Source organism: Thiofractor thiocamini (assembly GCF_055384375.1).
Window position 1 is genome coordinate 39,337 of sequence record NZ_AP042389.1, and the last position, 15,569, is coordinate 54,905.

At 36.0% G+C, this 15,569-nt stretch carries 20 protein-coding genes; 11 read left to right on the plus strand and 9 right to left on the minus strand.

The features are described from left to right. Positions 1 to 2 precede the first annotated feature (2 nt). From ACZ47B_RS00215 to ACZ47B_RS00250, 8 genes are all read left to right on the plus strand, one after another. On the plus strand, positions 3 to 1,214 hold the full coding sequence (locus tag ACZ47B_RS00215) for a phosphoglycerate kinase (RefSeq protein WP_464894663.1): 1,212 nt from the start codon (positions 3 to 5) through the stop codon (positions 1,212 to 1,214). Continuing rightward, positions 1,198 to 1,896: a triose-phosphate isomerase gene (locus ACZ47B_RS00220; RefSeq protein WP_464894664.1), complete on the plus strand. Its 699-nt coding sequence runs from the start codon at positions 1,198 to 1,200 to the stop codon at positions 1,894 to 1,896. Before ACZ47B_RS00215 ends, ACZ47B_RS00220 begins: the two co-directional genes overlap by 17 nt. A gap of 14 nt (positions 1,897 to 1,910) precedes the next feature. Then, a complete protein-coding gene (gene fabI, locus ACZ47B_RS00225; protein WP_464894665.1) occupies positions 1,911 to 2,732 on the plus strand; it encodes an enoyl-ACP reductase FabI in 822 nt (273 codons plus the stop codon). Positions 2,733 to 3,141: 409 nt separating this feature from the next. Beyond that, on the plus strand, positions 3,142 to 3,414 hold the full coding sequence (locus ACZ47B_RS00230; RefSeq protein WP_464894666.1) for a BrnT family toxin: 273 nt from the start codon (positions 3,142 to 3,144) through the stop codon (positions 3,412 to 3,414). Further along, positions 3,395 to 3,667 carry a type II toxin-antitoxin system BrnA family antitoxin gene (gene brnA, locus ACZ47B_RS00235; protein ID WP_464894667.1) on the plus strand — a complete coding sequence of 91 codons (273 nt, stop codon included), beginning with the start codon at positions 3,395 to 3,397 and terminating at the stop codon, positions 3,665 to 3,667. The genes ACZ47B_RS00230 and brnA overlap by 20 nt, the downstream gene beginning before the upstream one ends. A gap of 156 nt (positions 3,668 to 3,823) precedes the next feature. Then, positions 3,824 to 4,072: a hypothetical protein gene (locus tag ACZ47B_RS00240; protein WP_464894668.1), complete on the plus strand. Its 249-nt coding sequence runs from the start codon at positions 3,824 to 3,826 to the stop codon at positions 4,070 to 4,072. After that, positions 4,062 to 4,409 carry a type II toxin-antitoxin system PemK/MazF family toxin gene (locus tag ACZ47B_RS00245; RefSeq protein ID WP_464894669.1) on the plus strand — a complete coding sequence of 116 codons (348 nt, stop codon included), beginning with the start codon at positions 4,062 to 4,064 and terminating at the stop codon, positions 4,407 to 4,409. The genes ACZ47B_RS00240 and ACZ47B_RS00245 overlap by 11 nt, the downstream gene beginning before the upstream one ends. Positions 4,410 to 4,523: 114 nt before the next feature. After that, positions 4,524 to 4,925: a PaaI family thioesterase gene (locus ACZ47B_RS00250; RefSeq protein WP_464894670.1), complete on the plus strand. Its 402-nt coding sequence runs from the start codon at positions 4,524 to 4,526 to the stop codon at positions 4,923 to 4,925. Positions 4,926 to 4,936: 11 nt separating this feature from the next. Here the strand turns inward: ACZ47B_RS00250 and ACZ47B_RS00255 are convergent, their stop codons facing one another. From ACZ47B_RS00255 to ACZ47B_RS00270, 4 genes are read right to left on the minus strand one after another with little or no spacing between them, the layout of a single operon-like run. Continuing rightward, positions 4,937 to 6,016 (minus strand): ABC transporter permease, encoded by a 1,080-nt coding sequence (locus ACZ47B_RS00255; protein WP_464894671.1) that lies wholly within the window; start codon positions 6,014 to 6,016, stop codon positions 4,937 to 4,939. Further along, on the minus strand, positions 6,016 to 7,137 hold the full coding sequence (locus ACZ47B_RS00260) for an ABC transporter permease (protein WP_464894672.1): 1,122 nt from the start codon (positions 7,135 to 7,137) through the stop codon (positions 6,016 to 6,018). Before ACZ47B_RS00260 ends, ACZ47B_RS00255 begins: the two co-directional genes overlap by 1 nt. Continuing rightward, on the minus strand, positions 7,134 to 8,756 hold the full coding sequence (locus tag ACZ47B_RS00265) for an ATP-binding cassette domain-containing protein (RefSeq protein WP_464894673.1): 1,623 nt from the start codon (positions 8,754 to 8,756) through the stop codon (positions 7,134 to 7,136). Before ACZ47B_RS00265 ends, ACZ47B_RS00260 begins: the two co-directional genes overlap by 4 nt. Positions 8,757 to 8,762: 6 nt before the next feature. Then, positions 8,763 to 9,920, minus strand: coding sequence for an HlyD family secretion protein (locus tag ACZ47B_RS00270; RefSeq protein ID WP_464894674.1), 1,158 nt, complete (start codon positions 9,918 to 9,920; stop codon positions 8,763 to 8,765). 121 nt (positions 9,921 to 10,041) lie between these two features. Here ACZ47B_RS00270 and ACZ47B_RS00275 point away from each other — a divergent pair, with 121 nt between their 5' ends. From ACZ47B_RS00275 to ACZ47B_RS00285, 3 genes are read left to right on the plus strand one after another with little or no spacing between them, the layout of a single operon-like run. After that, positions 10,042 to 10,497, plus strand: a complete 456-nt coding sequence (locus ACZ47B_RS00275) for a DUF420 domain-containing protein (RefSeq protein ID WP_464894675.1) — start codon at positions 10,042 to 10,044, stop codon at positions 10,495 to 10,497. Positions 10,498 to 10,505: 8 nt separating this feature from the next. Then, positions 10,506 to 11,474 carry an ABC transporter permease gene (locus ACZ47B_RS00280; RefSeq protein ID WP_464894676.1) on the plus strand — a complete coding sequence of 323 codons (969 nt, stop codon included), beginning with the start codon at positions 10,506 to 10,508 and terminating at the stop codon, positions 11,472 to 11,474. Between the two features lie 8 nt (positions 11,475 to 11,482). Continuing rightward, on the plus strand, positions 11,483 to 12,505 hold the full coding sequence (locus tag ACZ47B_RS00285; protein ID WP_464894677.1) for a cytochrome-c peroxidase: 1,023 nt from the start codon (positions 11,483 to 11,485) through the stop codon (positions 12,503 to 12,505). Between the two features lie 42 nt (positions 12,506 to 12,547). On the opposite strand, the gene ACZ47B_RS00290 is transcribed toward ACZ47B_RS00285, so the two are convergent. From ACZ47B_RS00290 to ACZ47B_RS00310, 5 genes are all read right to left on the minus strand, one after another. Further along, complete coding sequence (locus tag ACZ47B_RS00290) at positions 12,548 to 12,775, minus strand: sulfurtransferase TusA family protein (protein ID WP_464894678.1); 228 nt, start codon at positions 12,773 to 12,775, stop codon at positions 12,548 to 12,550. Positions 12,776 to 12,778: 3 nt separating this feature from the next. Beyond that, positions 12,779 to 13,579, minus strand: a complete 801-nt coding sequence (locus tag ACZ47B_RS00295) for a HesA/MoeB/ThiF family protein (RefSeq protein ID WP_464894679.1) — start codon at positions 13,577 to 13,579, stop codon at positions 12,779 to 12,781. Between the two features lie 3 nt (positions 13,580 to 13,582). Further along, a complete protein-coding gene (nusA, locus tag ACZ47B_RS00300; protein WP_464894680.1) occupies positions 13,583 to 14,701 on the minus strand; it encodes a transcription termination factor NusA in 1,119 nt (372 codons plus the stop codon). Between the two features lie 290 nt (positions 14,702 to 14,991). Further along, positions 14,992 to 15,255, minus strand: a complete 264-nt coding sequence (locus ACZ47B_RS00305) for a type II toxin-antitoxin system RelE family toxin (protein ID WP_464894681.1) — start codon at positions 15,253 to 15,255, stop codon at positions 14,992 to 14,994. After that, the gene (locus tag ACZ47B_RS00310; RefSeq protein WP_464894682.1) at positions 15,255 to 15,482 is read right to left on the minus strand and encodes a CopG family transcriptional regulator; all 228 of its coding nucleotides are present in this window, start codon (positions 15,480 to 15,482) and stop codon (positions 15,255 to 15,257) included. The genes ACZ47B_RS00305 and ACZ47B_RS00310 overlap by 1 nt, the downstream gene beginning before the upstream one ends. Positions 15,483 to 15,569 lie beyond the last annotated feature (87 nt).

The following is a 15,569-nucleotide window of genomic DNA, read 5'->3' on the forward strand; positions in this document are numbered from 1 at the left end:
ATATGTTGCAAACTATCAAAGATATAGATATAGAGGGAAAGAGGGTTTTTATAAGATGTGATTTTAACGTTCCCAAAGATGAATTTGGCAACATAACCGATGACAGAAGGATAAGGGCGGCACTACCAACCATAAGATACTGCATAGACCATGACTGTAAAATCATACTCGGAAGCCACTTCGAAAGACCTACACCCGGAGTTTACGAAGAGAAATACTCACTCAATCCCGTTGCAAAAAGGCTTCATACACTTTTGAAAAAAGAGATACTAAAAGCAAAAGATGTAGTAGGTGAAGATGCCAAAGCCAAAGCAAAACAGCTTAAAAACGGTGATATCCTACTTTTAGCAAATTTGAGATTTCATCCGGGTGAGACTACCAATGATGAAAAATTTGCCAAAGAGTTGGCACAGTTTGCGGATGTTTACATCAACGATGCTTTTGGTGCATGCCATAGAAAACACGCTTCCATATATGCTTTGGCTTTACAATTTCCCCCAAGTGCCAGAGCAGCCGGGTTTTTACTCACCAAAGAGGTTAACTTTTTCAGTAAAACTTTACAGAACCCAGATAGACCTTTCTTGGCGGTAGTTGGAGGAAGCAAAGTATCGGGAAAACTTCAAGCCCTATATAACCTTATCAATAAAGTGGACAAGATCATCATAGGCGGTGGTATGGCATTTACATTTTTAAAAGCACAAGGTTATGAGGTGGGTAAGTCATTAGTTGAAGAGGATTTGATAGAAAGAGCAAAAGAGATCATGCAAAAGGCTCTTGAAAACGATGTCAAATTTTACCTGCCGGTTGATCTGGTTGTAGCTCCAAAGATCGATGAACATGCTACCATCAAGTATCTTCCATCCCAGGAGATCCCAAAAGATTGGATGGGACTGGATATAGGACCTGCAAGTTCAAGGCTTTTTAGAGAAGTTATCAATGACGTGCAAGTTATCGTATGGAACGGTCCTATGGGGGTTTATGAGATAGATAAATTTGCCAAAGGAAGCATCATGATGAGTCATCATATAGCAGAATCAAACGCTACTACCATCGTCGGTGGAGGTGATACTGCCGATGTTACCAAAAGAGCGGGTGATATAGATGAGATGACTTTTGTCTCCACCGGAGGCGGGGCATCACTGGAATTGATGGAGGGTAAAAAACTACCCGGCATAGAAGTACTGGAGGTAAAAAAAGATGATCTACGCAACTAACTTCAAAACAAATCATACCAGAGCTTCAACAAAAAACTATATTGACGAATTGGTTCGATTTGTAAAGAGTGATAATGTAAAAGAGGATATATATGTTTTTCCTCCTTCAACCGCACTGAACAGTTTCGATCTTCCTTCAAGTATAACAGTAGGAGCTCAAAATGCATATCCTGCCGAGAAAGGCTCATTTACCGGAGAAATCGGACTTGAGCAATTGGATGAGTTTGATATCAAAACCATACTCATAGGGCACAGTGAAAGACGAATGATACTTGGTGAAAGTCAGGAGTTCATAGCTAAAAAGTTTGATTTTTTTAAAAACTTGGGTTATAAGATCATATACTGCATAGGAGAATCAAAAGAGATAAGAGATGAAGATAAAACTATGGAATATCTTTGGAGTGAATTTGACGGTATAGATATAGAGTATGAAAACCTGATAGTGGCATATGAGCCTATATGGGCTATAGGAACCGGAGTGAGTGCAAAAAAAGAGGATATAGATGAAGTTTTATCTGCTTTAAAGCTCAAGATAAAAGCACCCCTTCTTTATGGTGGTAGTGTTAAAAGCACAAACATAAAGGAGATAGCATCTATAAAAGATTGTAACGGTGTACTTATAGGAAGTGCAAGTTGGGATATAAAAAGTTTTTGTGAAATTATAAAAAACGGACAAAATTAATAAAAAGGATAGATATGTTTATGAAGGGAAAAAAAGGGCTGGTTGTAGGAATAGCCAATAACAAATCCATAGCTTACGGTATAGCAAAAGCTGCTGCAAGAGAGGGGGCGGAACTTGCTTTTACCTACTTGAACGAACAGCTTGAAAAAAGAGTAAGACCCATAGCCGAAGAGTTTGGAAGTGATAAAGTGTACAAACTTGATGTAAATAGCGATGGAGAACTTGCAAATTTGACCGAGTCTATAAAAAATGATTTTGGGAAGATTGACTTCATAGTGCACTCTGTCGCCTTTGCACCAAGGTCCGCACTTGATGGGAGATTTATAGATACAGATAGAAAAGCTTTTGATATAGCTATGCAAACTTCTGTTTACTCTTTGATAGCACTTTGTAATGCCTGTGAAAGTGTGCTAAATGACAATGGTTCGGTTTTAACTTTAACATACCTTGGAGGTCCAAAATACATTCCTCACTACAACGTAATGGGAGTAGCAAAAGCCGCTCTTGAATCAAGCGTAAGATACCTTGCAGTTGATCTTGGAAACAGAGGCATAAGAGTAAACGCCATCAGCGCAGGTCCTATAAAAACCCTAGCCGCAAGCGGCATAGGCGACTTTAGAGCCATCCTAAAATGGAATGAGATAAACTCTCCATTAGGTAAAAATGTCACCATAGATGAAGTAGGCAACAGTGGAATGTACCTGCTAAGCGATCTTAGCAGCGGAGTAACCGGAGAAGTCCACTATGTAGACGCCGGCTACAACATAATGGGCATGGGAGCCATAGACAAAGACGAAGAGGGAAAAACTATCATGAAATGGGACAAAATGCGATAAAAAAGGCAAACTGCTTTGCCTTTTTCGCATTTTGTGACTTTTTTGTATGTAAGTCCTAAAATCAAGGATTTTAGTGACGAACATCTAAAAAGTCCGAGTACCTTAGAGTAAATCGTGGCGAATGAAATGAGGTAGATTTACGGTTCTTTCACCGAAGGTGAAAATAAAGAAATTCCACCAAAGGTGAAAAGTGGTTTGCAAAGCAAACACAATAAAAAATACTTGCGATAAAAAAGGCAAACTGCTTTGCCTTTTTCGCATTTTGTGACTTTTTTGTATATAAGTCCTATTGGTAAGGGACTGTCTCCTTTTAATCTAAATATTTCTTAACAAACTCATCATAAATATTTCAAACTTGACAAATAAGATATAATTAAAGTATAATTATTATATCCTTAAAAGGAATTATATGCAATTTGAATATGATGAAAATAAGAGCAAAATCAATAAAGAAAAACACGGGATTGATTTTATAGAAGCACAAAACTTATGGAAAAATGAAAATGCTCTAATAATTCCAGCTAATATCATAGATGAAGAAGTTAGGTATGCTTTGATAGCTACATATAATGATAAATGTTATGTAGCTATTTTTACATTAAGAGATAAAGTTTACAGAATTATAAGCGTAAGAAGATGCAGAAGAAAAGAGGAGAAAAATTATGAAAAATATAGTAGCTAAAGAGTTTGATGATAAATTTGATAGTGGTGAAGATATAAGCGAATATTTAGACTTTAACTCAGCAGTGAAACTAAAAGATATGAAAAAACTTAAAACAAATACCAAAAAGGTAAATGTGGATTTTCCAGAATGGATAATAGAATCTTTAGATAAAGAAGCTAAAAAAGTTGGAGTTACAAGACAATCCATCATAAAAGTATGGATTGCAGAAAGATTAAAAGAGGAGGCTGTGCAGCATATACGAGCAAGTTAGCAAACTAGGCTAATTGATAAAAATACTTAGTACTATTACTATCACGCGACCTATAATGCCATGCCTAATGTCTTTATCTCTCTTTTTTCTTTAACAGTTGACTTTTAAAATTTATATTTGATATAATATTTGACAATAAAGTCAAAAAGGATTGTGATGAAAACATATGGTACAAGAGACATACTTAGAAATCCTTCATTGCTTCGTATAGATAAAGATAGTTATTTGGCTATTGAAGATAAAAAGAGAAAGAAATTTTTAGGTCTTTATATAGGCAATAGTCTCGCAGATGAGTTTCTTGAATATATAAAAAATAAAAAGCTATCAAAATGTGCACATAAAATAAAAGAAAATAGTACCAAGGAAAATGCTATTTTAGAAGGTAGTCTGAGTGATGGAATATAAAAAGGGAGATATTATACTCGCCAATTTCAATCCACAAAGACAAAAAGAAGAAGTAGGCAAAATAAGACCTGCCGTTGTAGTTTCCGATGATGTGTTAAATGATATTCTGGACTTGATTACAGTTGCTCCATTGACAACCAATCTCATAAACGATGCATTGCCCCTAAGAGTAAGAATCTTAAAAAGAGAAAAATTAAATAGTGATAGTGATGTGATGATAGAAAATATAAGGTCTATTTCAAAAAATAGAGTATTGGAAAAACTCTCCACCTTAACGAGTCGAGAAAAAATTCTTATTGATAAAGGATTGATATCTCTTTTAAAGATAGATTGCTAAGAAAAATATAATTTTAAAGATATCCTCCAGCTAAAAATTTTACATGTTTATAAAAAGAGAAAATTATGGCAAAAGTCAAAAGTTATAATTATATAGTCAAACCAGGAAAAACAGATGTTAAATAAATTAAAATCCTTCATTGAAAAAAAAGACAGATTTTCAAAACTTTTAAATTTTGAGATAGTAGAATTGCAAGAAGGCTATGCAAAGGTAAAAGCAAATATCAAAGATGAGCATTTAAATGCGGCTGATGCCGTGCATGGCGGGTTTTTGTTTTCTTTGGCTGATTATGCTTTTGCTCTTGCTTCAAACTCCAAAAATAATCTTTCGCTTGCCATAAATGTAAATATAACATTCCACAAGGCTGTATCAAGCGGTAATGTTTACGCCATAGCCAAAGAGATAAAAGATGGAAGACATATAGCTTCATATGAGGTAAAGATACATGACAGCGAAGACAATCCAATTGCAACTTTTATCGGGACGGTGTATAGAAAAGGTGTCAACCTGATTTAGTTCAAATCACATCAGAATAGCTTGCCTATTTTTCTAAAGCCATACCGGTAAAGAACAATCCCTAAAAGAAAAACTCCACTAAAATATGGCCAAAGATCAACAAAAGATGTGCCTCTAAAAAAGATACTTTCAGCTCCTTCTATATAGTACCTAAGTGGTGAAAAGAGTGAGAGTTCTTGAAATACAGGATGCATAGCATATATAGGAGTCCAAGCTCCGCTTAAAAATATAAGCGGCATCATGATAACGATGGAAAGCTGGGCTACTTGCATCACATTTTTCGATACTGCCGCAACGAAAAGTCCTATACCCGCACTTGAGAATGAGTAAAAAAAAGTAAGCAGTATAAATGCCCAAAATGATCCGTTCAAAGGTATGTCAAACGCTCCAAACAGTACAAAGCCGACAGTTAAGATGGTTCCTATCATGATGATAATAACTTGAGATAAGCTTTTTGCAAGGATGGTTATCTTCGGATCTATCGGCATAAGAAGCATAATATCCCACGTTCCTTCTTCTTTTTCTTTTACGAATACCACGGCTGTTAAAATCACAACAAGTAGTGTTATGACAGATAAAAGTTCCGTTAGAGCCATAAAAGTATGATTGTTTGCATTTTGGTTGAAAAGTTTGTGTGATTTTATCTGAAGCGGAAAATTATGTGATTGAAAATCAAGTATGATATTTTGAAGATAATTAAGCGTAGTTAAGCTTTGTGACGCCGCTGTAGCATCCAATAGTAGATTGATACGAGCTTTTTTACCACTTCTGTAGTTTTTTGCAAAATTGCTGTCAAATATGATACCGACCATCACTTCTTTATTGAATATCGCCTTTGAGAGTGCTTTTTGCGAAAGAAAAGCGACAGGCGGTTTGAATTCGGGCATATGAAGTTTAGATAGTATTTTTTGACTTATTCCGCCACCTGTTTCATCTACATATCCTACAACTACATTGCGCGGTTTTATCTGGATTCCGGCACCCGCGATATAAACATCAGCCGTAAAAAAGTATATAACAAGCAGCACAAGCATCGTTGAACGCAAGAAACCAAGTAATTCTTTGCTAAGTATCATGGCAAATACACGCATTACTTCATCTCCTTCTTAAGCAGCATCGTGCCGATACTAAAAAGTACAAAAGCAAATCCTGTAAGGATAAGCAGATATATTATATTTTTTTGAGAACTTAACCCTTGTCCTATCAAAAAAGTATCATAAACTATATGATTGTAGTACATCACGGGAAAACTGTGGGCCTCTACATATGATTCTCCTACCATGGAAGATATAGGCATAAGAATACCCGAATACAAAAATCCTGGTATGATAGTGATGATGACCGTCAAAACTACAGCCACAACCTGCCTGCTTGTAACGATGGAGATAAGCATACCGATCGAAAGACTAACAAGGACATAAAGCTCACTGCTAAACCAGTAGAGTGTAAAATTGCCCCTAAAAGGTACCCCAAAAACATAAACCGCCAACAAGAAGAGTATAAAGATATTGAGCGAATGGAGTAAAAATGCAGGAAAAAGTTTGGCAAATAAAAACTCACCCTTGCCCAAAGGTGAAGCATAAAAGTTGAAGATAGTTCCCTTCTCTTTTTCTTTCACTATCAAAAGTGCGGATAAAATCGCCGGTGCAACCAAAAGAACAAGTCCTATGAGACCGGGAACTATGGCATCTTCATCACGCATTGCTTGATTGAACAAAACACGCTGATTGATAGTGATAAGACCTTTTGTATGAAGATTGCTTCTCTTGGCTACTTCCTCCGCCGCACTTAGTATAGTTCCTTTTATATAGCTTTCTATAGTTGTAGCCCTTGTAGGAAACGATGCATCCACAAAAACCCCTATCTCGCTTTTTTGACCATGTAAGAGTCGTTTTTCAAATAAGGCCGGGATGATCATAATGGCATCCTTTTTAGCCTGCTTGATGAGTCTTAGTGCATTTTGTTCGTTCATCTGTGTTATTTGGGCATTGAAGTATTTTGTATGTTCAAATTTGGATATAAGCATTTGGGAGTACTTGCTTGCGTCATTATCTATGATGAGTATCCTTGCATGTGTTACATCAAGACGGATACCATAACCAAAAAGCAGAAGGATCATCGTAGGCAAAAGATAGACCATTACGATAAGACGGGTCCTGTAAAGTTCCATAAACTCTTTGAGAATGTATGCTTTTATGGTGGTTATCCTCATGCGACATCCTTGTAGTATGTCAAGAAAATATCTTCAAAAGTTTTGGCATCAGGGTGCTTTTTGTAAAAATTATCTATAGTATCATCCGCTATCTTTTTACCCTGTTTGAGAAGTACGACCCTGTCGCAGTATTCCGCCTCACTCATATAGTGTGTCGTGATGAGTATGGAGATATCCCACTTCTCTTTTAGTTTTTTCAGTATTTGCCAAAATTGTGCTCTCGCTATGGTGTCAACTCCGCTTGTAGGTTCATCCAAAAAGAGAACAAGCGGTTCGTGCAAAAGTGCCGCAGCGATGGAAAATCTCTGATTGACCCCAAGAGGCAAAGAAGTAGGAAGTTCATCTAAGTATTGCTTAAATCCCAGTTGATTTGCATACTGTTCAATCCTTTTTAGAGTAGTATCCATGGGTAGTCTGTGCATATTGGCAAAGTAGATCAAGTTTTCTCTTACGGTCATATCGTTATATAGTGCAAAATGCTGACTGACATAGCCTATTTGTGACTTGAGTGTCTGGCGGTCCTCTCCACTTCGGATGACCTTTCCAAGCAGTGTAAGCTCCCCCTCATCTATAGGATAAAGTCCCAAAAGCATCTTTATAAAGGTGGTCTTCCCAGCTCCGTTTGCTCCAAGAAGTCCCAATATCTCACCTCGTTTAAGCTCCATATCTATATGGTCATCCGCTACAAACTTGCCAAATCTTTTCGTGATGCCTGAAGATCGCATAACAACCGGCGGTATTTCAAGAGGTTTCTCTCTTTTGGTTATACTGATCCTTGGCAACTCTTTTTTCTTTTGCAATGCGTTTATAAAAAACAGCCCCTCAAGAGAAGGTTTGGCTTTTTTTGCCTGAAGATTTTCCAAAGAGTATGTTCTTTTATTAAAAGTAAGACAGTTTTGTTTGCACTCGGTTTGTTCATATACGTAGTCTCGGATAGAATCTATAAGTTCTTCGCTACTTCCTCTGGCTATGATCTCACCATCATCGAAAAGAAGGATTTTATCCATCTTCGAGGCTTCTTGCATATAAGCGGTACTTACAAGCATGACAGTACCTTCTTCTTTTCTGATGCTATCGAGTATACCCCATAATTCCATACGACTTAAAGGATCAACCCCGGTGGTAGGCTCATCCAAGATGAGAAGTTTAGGGCGATGTAAAAGAGTACATATAAGAGAGAGTTTTTGCATCATTCCTCCGCTTAAGTGCCCGGCTTGTCTATCGGTAAAATCACTTAAACCCGCCATATGCAGCAGTTTTTCTCTATATGCAAAAAATCTTTCATTCTTTTTAATGCCTCTTAAATCTGCAAAAAATTCCAAATGTTCACCCACCGTTAAAGTATCATACAGTACAAGTCCTATGCCTTGTGGCATCAGTCCCAAAAAAGGTTTTATAGTTTCAGCTTCTTTTGGCATATGGTATGAAAAACCGTCATAGACTATCTCCCCCTTAAAACTTTTCACGCCGGCAATAGCATGCATAAGTGAACTTTTCCCTGCTCCATCAGCACCGATGAAACCGATGATTTCTCCGCTGTCAGCTTCGAAAGAGGCATTCTTTATACCTACTCTTTTTTTGTAAGAAACGGTTATATCTTTAACCTCTAAAATGGACATGATATTTTACAATACCGGTATATTTTCAAGTGATTTCGGTAAGCTTTTGCCATCTATGGATACGATGCCGATAGCAGGGATACCCAATTTTAAAAGAGGATCAACTTTAAGAGGTTTAAGATGTACAGCAAAAACCCTTTGGATCCTATCACTTCTCACACTGACTTCTTTCGGAGTAAATTCCGCCTTTGCGGCGATTCGTACCACTTTGGCTTTTATAGGGTGGTTTGGATAAGCATCAAGGAAGATGACTGCTTTATCGCCGAGTTTGATTTTACCGTTTTTAATGGTATCGACAAATATCTTGAGATATAAAGAGTGCGGATCTAAAAGTGTAGCCACAGGCATGCCGGCACCTATGACTTCACCGGCGTTAGCGATCTTTTCTATCGTTATTCCGTCAATGGGTGAATGCAGTGTCATTTCATCTATCATAGCTTTCACTTCGGCTTTTGAAGCTTGAAGTGCTTTTATGCCTTCATTTAGTGCTTTAATATTTGCTTTTATAAAAAGAAGCTTTTTTTGTGTCGCTTTTGCGTTTGTTAAGTTTATCTTGGCTAACTGTATGCCTGAATTTACTTTTTTCAACTGTTGATTTAACGCGGATAATTTTTTGCTTTCGGTATCAAGTTTTAGCTTTGCAAGCTCGAAGGAGTGCTTATCTATGTTTTTGGTTCTATAAAGATTTAAAGAACGTTTATAGTCTTTTTTTGCCTGTGTAACCACATCTTTTTGTATAAAGATTTTATCTTCCAGGGCTTTTTTAGATGCTGTGGTGGAATTTAACTGAACTTTTGCTTTTTTAAGCAAAAGAGGGATCGAAGTTTTGGATATATTTTCTTCTATTTTTTGCGCATCAAGCTGCATCTGTTTTGCTTTTATCTGTGCATTCAATCCGGCAAGTTGTGCTTCAAATTCTTTGCTTTTTAAAATACCTATAACCATACCTTTTTTAACCGGTACCCCATCATCAACAAATACTTTTTGCAATCTACCTGGATACTTTGTGTTGAGATTGATGATATCTCCATCCATACGCCCCGTACCCTCGATCAAGTTTGATGGAAGTGCTTTGGGATGTAACTTTTGATAAATCATCCCACCTGCTATGATAAGTAAAATAGCTATGACAACAGCCAGCCAATATTTTTTCAAGATTTTCATATTATTTCTCCATTTAACTAAATGAGATACATCGGCTTGTATTTTACTCCAAATAAATTAAATAGTAAATTAGTCTATTAATGTTATAATAAATCATATAGAATAATACAGGGATGATTACATGGTATTTTCATTGGATAAAGCACCGTTATTTATGACTTTGGTTACGATATATTTCCTACTTCTTCCAGTGCTATTGTATATCGCTATCAGGTATGCAAGAAAAAAAGAGTTTGTAAAACATAAAAACCTTCAGATATCTATATTTGTTATAAGTTTGATAGTCGTTTTTATATTTGAATGGGGAGTACGAAGCAGCGGAGGTTTTGCGGAATTTTCCAAAAATTCCATAGTTCCATATACCTTTTTGAGCAAATTTTTGATAATTCATGTTTTTATAGCCGCTATAACACTTTTTGGTTGGATATATCTGGTTATAAAATCATACTTTGCTTTTAAAAATGATAAAACTTTTTTTGAAAAAAAGCACAAAGTGCTGGGAGTGGCTGTTTTTCTAGGTCTTTGCATCAGCTCTTTAATGGGTTTTGCAACTTATATATTTCTTTTTGTCATGTGAAGGCTAAAATGAGAATTTTTATAAAAAAGATGGGTTATATTCTGCTGATGATGTTTATCATATCACTCATATCTTTTGTCGCTATTCATTTGGCACCAAACTCCTTTTTTGCAAGCGGTGAGTTAAATCCGAATATTACAAAAGAATCGATAGAGCATTTAAAAAAGATATATGGTTTGGACAAGCCTTTGATAATGCAGTATTTTTCATGGATATGGGCTATGGTTCATCTTGACTTTGGAGTATCTTTTGCAAGCGGCAAAATGGTGAAGGATGAGATACTAAGCCGTATCGGCATAACTTTACTGATGAATTTTATCTCACTTGTGCTTGTATTTATGTTTTCAGTCTATTTTGGTATAAAGTCGGCTTTAAAACAGGGGAGTATTTTTGATAAATCCATAAAGCAACTCTCTTTGATAAGCTATGCTATGCCATCATTTTATCTAGCACTTTTGCTTGTATCGTTTTTTGCGGTTTATCTAAACTGGTTTCCTATATCGGGACTTCACTCTTTAGAGCCTAAAAGCGGTATCGGTTGGTATGCTGATTATGCATGGCATTTGGTGCTTCCCATATTTGTCATGGTTTTTGGCGGAGTGGGGACTTTAAGTATGTATGTTAGAAGCTTGAGCCTTGATATACTAAAAAGTGATTATATATTTTTTGCAAAAAGTAGAGGGCTTGAGGATAAGATAATCTTCAAAAGATTCATAGTGCCAAATCTCTACCCGCCCATTATCACCATACTTGGACTTTCACTCCCAGGCATGATAGGAGGAAGTGTTATATTGGAGTCCATTTTTTCCATAAACGGTATGGGACTTCTGTTTTTTCAAAGTGCTATGAGTAGAGACTATCCTGTTATCATGGGGATACTCATCATCTCTACTTTTTTAACTCTTTTTGGAAATATCGTAGCTGATCTTTTGCTTTTAAAACTAAATCCGCACTTCGCAAGAGCAAAAGGACAATGATGAGGTATATGCTTATAATATTTGTAGTAGTTTTTTTAAGCGCAAAAGATATCTATGTGATGCATTTTGAAAAGTATAATGAACCGTTGCTTAGAGATATTGCAACATCATACGGCATCGAGCCTGTTCCTGAAAGCTTCGAAGATTTGAAAAAATTACTTGACAGTAAAGAAAATCCTATAACGAAGACAAAAGCAAGGCTTGGAAGAAGACTCTTTTTTGAAACCAAACTTTCAAAAGATGATACCGTCTCTTGTGGTAACTGCCACATGATAGCTGAAGGAGGGGATGACAACAAACCTGCTGCAGTTGGTATAGAGGGAAAGAAAAACCCTCATCACATAAATGCTCCTACTGTACTAAACGCCGCTTTGCAAAGCAGTCAGTTTTGGGATGCAAGGGCAAAAACACTAGAAGATCAAGCAAAAGGACCTTTGACATCTCCTTTTGAGATGAGTATATCACCAAAAGAAGCAGTTAAAAATCTACAAAAGATAGAGTACTATGAAACCAAGTTTAAAGAAGTTTTCCCAAAAGATAGCAAACCCCTCTCTTTTAAAAATATCAGATATGCCATAGCTGTTTTTGAAAAGACTCTTTTAACCAGAAGTAGATTTGATAAATTTTTAGAGGGAGATGATAGGGTGCTTAGTAAAAAAGAGAAGGAGGGTTTTTCTCTATTTATACAAGCAGGTTGTATAAGATGTCACAATTCTATCGCGCTTGGAGGAAATGTCCTTGCTAGATTTCCTCTTAGAAAAAAATTAGGCAGTAACTATCAAATACCATTTGAAAATATAGGAGATTTTTTAGGCAGAGATAAAAAGTATATATTTAAAACCCCCATACTAAGAAATATCACTAAAACTGCCCCGTACTTTCACAATGGAAGTGTAAAAGAGTTGAAAAAAACCATCGATATAATGGCAAGATACCAATCAGGAGTAATTTTGACAACAAAGGAGATAAACTTGATATATGATTTTTTAAAAACTCTTGAGGGAAAATTGGTAAACTATCATATAGACTGATGTTGTGCAAAGTTTGTGAGCATTGCTAATTTAAATGGAAAATTAGCATTTTTGGATGGTTATCTTCCATCCGCCTGTTGTTTCCTCCTCTTTTGACAAAACCTTGTGACCCTCTTTTTCAACCGAACCCGGTAGGTTTTTGATTGCCGATCCGTCATCTATGTATAATTCAAGAATATCGCCTTCATCCATAGTGCTAAGTACCATTTTGGTTTTTGCGAAATTTACCGGGCACTTTATGCCTCTAAAATCCTTAACGACATTGCTCATTTTTCATCCTTTTATATCACATTCTTGCATTTCATAATCTTGCAACTCTTTTATACCGTTTTTCCCGCATACCCTGCATTCATCATTTTTTTTGAAGTTGATTTTATCAAAATCCATACTCAATGCGTCAAATATGAGAAGTTTATCGCTTAAAAGTTCACCACAACCGGTTATGTACTTGACTGCTTCGGTAGCTTGGATGGTTCCAAGCATCCCGGCAATTGTCCCTAGAACTCCTGCGCTTGAGCATGTAGGAGTGCTTTCAAGCGGGGGAGGTTCATGAAAAACGCAGGCATAACAGGCTGATTTATGAGGAAGTACAGTCATGGTTTGCCCACTAAATCTCAAAATCCCTCCATGAGAAAACGGTTTATTTGCAAGAATACAAGCATCGTTTATAAGAAATTTGGTAGCGAAATTATCACATCCGTCTATGATAAAGTCATACTCTTCGATGATATTTAGTATGTTCGATTTGTTTATAAAAGTCTCATATGTTTTTACGGTTATATCGGGATTGATAGCAAGCATTTTTTCTTTGGCGGATATGACTTTTGGTGTGCCTATGTCATTTGTCGTGTGTATGACTTGTCTTTGCAAGTTACTAAGATCCACTTCATCCGCATCTGCTATGCCGATTGTCCCCACACCTGCCGCCGCAAGATATAAAGCAACCGGACTTCCAAGACCGCCGGCACCTATGATAAGTACTTTTGAGTTTAAAAGTTTTAGCTGTCCATCGATACCGATATCCTGCAAGATGATATGTCTTGCATATCTTTCTATCTGAGCATCGTTCATCATATGTTATTCACCAAAGAGAGATTTTAATGCATTTATATCTGTGGTTTTTTCTTCTTTTTTGTCTCCTTCTGCAGGAGTGGTTACGCCTTCTCTCTCGACCAATTCTATCTCATAACCTGTTAGCATGGAAGCGAGTCTTATATTTATACCGCTTTTGCCTATGGCTTTTGATTTTTGGTCGCTCGGGAGCGTGACTATGGCTTTTTTGCCCTCTATCTTTACACTTGAGACGATAGCGGGGCTCAAAGCTTTCGTTATATATATCTCGGGGATGCTGGAGTACTCTATGCAATCTATATTTTCATTTTTAAGTTCTTTGCTAACAGCCATGATCCTTACTCCTCTGGTTCCTACCGTGGCACCTACTGGGTCTATATTTGGGTGGTGGGAGCTTAGTGATACTTTTGCTCTCTCACCCGGGATCCTGGCAACATCATGCACTATGACATTCCCGTCTTTTATCTCGGGTACTTCAAGTTCAAGAAGTTTTTCCAAAAATTTTGGAGTCGTTCTTGAGAGTTCTACTATCATACCTTTGTTCGCATCGATGTAAACTTTTCTTATAACACTTTTAACAACATTTCCGACTTTAAAAACTTCACCTTTGATCCTGTTTTTTCTTGGGAGGATTGCCCTTACCTCATCTATCTCTATAAAGGTATTTTCTTCAAAATCCACTCTTACGACAGTTCCTGATATAAGTTTTCCTATCTTTTTTTGGTATTTTTCAAATATTTTATCTTCAAGAAGTCTTTGAATGTGAAATTCAAGCTCTCTTTGAAGCACGGCCGAAGCTGTTCTTCCAAGATTGTCAAGCGGAAGTTCATAAGTCAGTTCATCCCCGACTTCGATATCGGGATCTATCTCTTTGGCTTTTGAGAGTGTCATATGGTTTTCATTGTCGGCTTTGGCTCTCTCATCATCATCCGCGACAACTATGACTTTTTGATATAGTTTTAAATCTTTTGTCTTGTCATCTATGTTTACTTCGTACTCGTATTCGTCACCATATACTTTTTTGGCTGTATTTAAAAGGGATCTTATAACCACATCTCTTACATTTTCTTTGTTCAGCCCTTTTTCATGGGCTATGGATTCCATTATGTCAACTATCTTTTCCATACTTTTCTCTTCATTTGATTTTTGCAATAGATTAAAATATAGTGATTGTGATTTTAATATTGCAGATAGTTATTATACATAAAAATCACTTAAACTCAACAAAAGCATGATAAACTCTACTTTGCTATCCAAATCCGGTAAAATTTTAAAAATAACTTAAAACACAATATGGAAGAATATAGAAGCTTTAAAAGATAGTTTTACAAGTAGTGAAGTTACAAGATATTTGGGGTCAACTTATTCTTGAATTTCAAAAGTAAAAAAGAAACAGTCCCCTTTTTACTTTGCTTTTATCTATAAATGCTCTTTCTATGCCCAACAGATATTACTGTAATTAAAAGTTTTTTATCCTCTTTTTTGAGTATTACTCTATAATTAGCAATTCTAAATCTAAATTTACCTTTGTATGTGCCTTGTAGAGCTTTGATATTGTTTTTAAAATTATCTGGATTTTGTGCAAAAGAGATCAGTTTTTCTTTTATTATTTTTTGAGCAACAACATCAAGTTTTTTAAACTCTTTCTCAGCAGAAGTTAAAAATACTAATTGATACATCAGATGCCAAGTTCTTTAAAAACTGTATCAGCAGGTATAAGTTTTTCTTTGCCTGATTTTAAATCATCCAATCTTTTATCCGCAATTTTTTCATCTATATGATCAAAATACATATTTAATGCTTTTTCTACAATATGACTTTTCTTTTCATTTAACTCTTTTGATATTTCATTTAATTCATCAATGATAAAATCTGAAATAGTAAATGTACTCCTTATCTTATGCATAAGCTACCTTTCATATAATTATATGAATGATTATATGATAAAATGTATAAAATGTCAATAGATTGTATTAGTCCACAACATATGGCA

Coding starts and splice junctions, on each gene's coding strand:
- ACZ47B_RS00215 (WP_464894663.1), top strand. CDS start 3: ATGTTGCAAACTATCAAAGATATAGATATAGAGGGAAAGAGGGTTTTT.
- ACZ47B_RS00220 (WP_464894664.1), top strand. CDS start 1,198: ATGATCTACGCAACTAACTTCAAAACAAATCATACCAGAGCTTCAACA.
- fabI (WP_464894665.1), top strand. CDS start 1,911: ATGTTTATGAAGGGAAAAAAAGGGCTGGTTGTAGGAATAGCCAATAAC.
- ACZ47B_RS00230 (WP_464894666.1), top strand. CDS start 3,142: ATGCAATTTGAATATGATGAAAATAAGAGCAAAATCAATAAAGAAAAA.
- brnA (WP_464894667.1), top strand. CDS start 3,395: ATGAAAAATATAGTAGCTAAAGAGTTTGATGATAAATTTGATAGTGGT.
- ACZ47B_RS00240 (WP_464894668.1), top strand. CDS start 3,824: ATGAAAACATATGGTACAAGAGACATACTTAGAAATCCTTCATTGCTT.
- ACZ47B_RS00245 (WP_464894669.1), top strand. CDS start 4,062: ATGGAATATAAAAAGGGAGATATTATACTCGCCAATTTCAATCCACAA.
- ACZ47B_RS00250 (WP_464894670.1), top strand. CDS start 4,524: ATGTTAAATAAATTAAAATCCTTCATTGAAAAAAAAGACAGATTTTCA.
- ACZ47B_RS00255 (WP_464894671.1), bottom strand. CDS start 6,016: ATGCGTGTATTTGCCATGATACTTAGCAAAGAATTACTTGGTTTCTTG.
- ACZ47B_RS00260 (WP_464894672.1), bottom strand. CDS start 7,137: ATGAGGATAACCACCATAAAAGCATACATTCTCAAAGAGTTTATGGAA.
- ACZ47B_RS00265 (WP_464894673.1), bottom strand. CDS start 8,756: ATGTCCATTTTAGAGGTTAAAGATATAACCGTTTCTTACAAAAAAAGA.
- ACZ47B_RS00270 (WP_464894674.1), bottom strand. CDS start 9,920: ATGAAAATCTTGAAAAAATATTGGCTGGCTGTTGTCATAGCTATTTTA.
- ACZ47B_RS00275 (WP_464894675.1), top strand. CDS start 10,042: ATGGTATTTTCATTGGATAAAGCACCGTTATTTATGACTTTGGTTACG.
- ACZ47B_RS00280 (WP_464894676.1), top strand. CDS start 10,506: ATGAGAATTTTTATAAAAAAGATGGGTTATATTCTGCTGATGATGTTT.
- ACZ47B_RS00285 (WP_464894677.1), top strand. CDS start 11,483: ATGCTTATAATATTTGTAGTAGTTTTTTTAAGCGCAAAAGATATCTAT.
- ACZ47B_RS00290 (WP_464894678.1), bottom strand. CDS start 12,775: ATGAGCAATGTCGTTAAGGATTTTAGAGGCATAAAGTGCCCGGTAAAT.
- ACZ47B_RS00295 (WP_464894679.1), bottom strand. CDS start 13,579: ATGATGAACGATGCTCAGATAGAAAGATATGCAAGACATATCATCTTG.
- nusA (WP_464894680.1), bottom strand. CDS start 14,701: ATGGAAAAGATAGTTGACATAATGGAATCCATAGCCCATGAAAAAGGG.
- ACZ47B_RS00305 (WP_464894681.1), bottom strand. CDS start 15,255: ATGTATCAATTAGTATTTTTAACTTCTGCTGAGAAAGAGTTTAAAAAA.
- ACZ47B_RS00310 (WP_464894682.1), bottom strand. CDS start 15,482: ATGCATAAGATAAGGAGTACATTTACTATTTCAGATTTTATCATTGAT.